Annotated in this window: 1 protein-coding gene; it reads left to right on the top strand. The window is 33.1% G+C overall.

The genetic code is table 11. The annotated features are described in order from the left end of the window. The first annotated feature begins 116 nt into the window (after positions 1-116). Positions 117-1568 (top strand): IS1182 family transposase, encoded by a 1452-nt coding sequence (locus tag JM172_RS24335; protein ID WP_214484955.1) that lies wholly within the window; start codon positions 117-119, stop codon positions 1566-1568. Positions 1569-1685: the final 117 nt, after the last annotated feature.

Below are 1685 nucleotides of genomic sequence, written 5' to 3'. Positions count from 1 at the left end.
CGAGGGCACTGAAAAAGTCCAATATTTAATAAAGGCAGTTGAAATTCAATCAAATGAACTTTCAACTGCCTCTTTACTTTATAATAATGTTATCAAATGTATGTAGGTGGTATCCAATGATTTCAAATCAAGAATCTCTCAACTTAAGCCCCTTCATGGCTATATACGATATGGTTGTACCAAAAGATAATATGCTTCGTAGAATTAATGAGCTTGTAGATTTTACTTTCATACTAGAGGAATTAAAATCAAAATATTGTCTTGATAATGGTCGAAATGCAATTTCTCCAATTCGTATGTTTAAATATTTACTTCTTAAATCGATTTATGATTTGTCTGATGTAGTTGTTATAGAACGTTCAAAATACGACATGTCATTTAAATATTTTCTCGACATGGCTCCAGAGGATTCAGTAATTGACCCAAGCACGTTAACGAAATTCCGAAAGCTCCGTCTTCAAGATGTGGGTTTATTAGATATACTTATTGGAAAAACCGTTGAGATTGCTTTAGAAAAAGAAATCATTAAGAGTAAAAAAATTATTGTGGATGCAACACATACAAAAGCTCGTTATAATCAAAAATTACCGAGAGAGTTTTTACAAGAAAAATCAAAAAACGTCCGAAAAGCAGTATATCAAGTAAATGAATCAATGAGAGAAAAATTTCCACCAAAAACAAACTCTAAAGAAGTCAATGATGAATTGGATTATAGTCGTCAACTCATTAGAGTTATTGAAACTGAGACACAAATCTCTGAGATTCCTGCTGTCAAAGAAAAATTAAACCTTCTAAAAGAAGTTGTAGAAGATTATGCAGAACAACTAAGTTATTCAAACGATCCAGATGCACGTGTCGGACACAAAACAGCTGATTCTTCTTTCTTTGGATTTAAAACACATATAGCCATGAGTGATGAACGGATTATAACAGGGGCGATTGTTACTACTGGTGAGAAAAGTGATGGGAAATACTTGAAAGAATTAGTTGAGAAAAGTAAAGAAGCAGGCATGACAATTGATAGAATCATTGGTGATACAGCTTATTCAGAAAAAGATAACATTCAATATGCAAAAAAAGAAGAATTTCAACTAGTGGCCAAACTGAACCCTCTGATCACACAAGGTCGACGTGCGAAGGAATATGAATTTGAGTTTAATAAAGACGCGGGTATGTATGTGTGCAAAGCAGGACACATGGCAATACGTAAAGCAAGAACAGGGAAGAAAGGTCAAAATGAAAATCAAAAGGATACATATTACTTTGATATTGAAAAGTGTAAGTTATGCCCTTTCCGTGAGGGTTGTTATAAAGAAGGGGCAAAAAGTAAAACCTATTCTGTGTCAATAAAGTCTACTGAACATAAGGAACAGGAAGCATTTCAAAACAGTGAAGAATTTAAAGAACTGGCACGTTCTCGTTATAAAATTGAAGCAAAGAATAGTGAATTAAAACATAGACACGGTTATGAAACGGCATCATCTGCTGGTTTATTTGGTATGGAAATTCAAGGAGCCACAGCGATATTTGCAGTTAATCTCAAGCGAATCTTAACACTCTTAAGTTAAAAAGAATAAAAAAAGAAAAGGAAAAAAGCAATTTATCATCTCATTTTAGAGGATAAATTGCCTTTTTTTGTGTTCAGATTATAAGAATAAAAAACTGTAAGTTTTTCAGTGCCCTCG

Source organism: Bacillus sp. SM2101 (assembly GCF_018588585.1).
GTDB lineage: Bacteria > Bacillota > Bacilli > Bacillales > SM2101 > Nanhaiella > Nanhaiella sioensis.
This window is presented reverse-complemented; position numbering and strand designations above follow the sequence as displayed.

Coding starts and splice junctions, on each gene's coding strand:
- JM172_RS24335 (WP_214484955.1), top strand. CDS start 117: ATGATTTCAAATCAAGAATCTCTCAACTTAAGCCCCTTCATGGCTATA.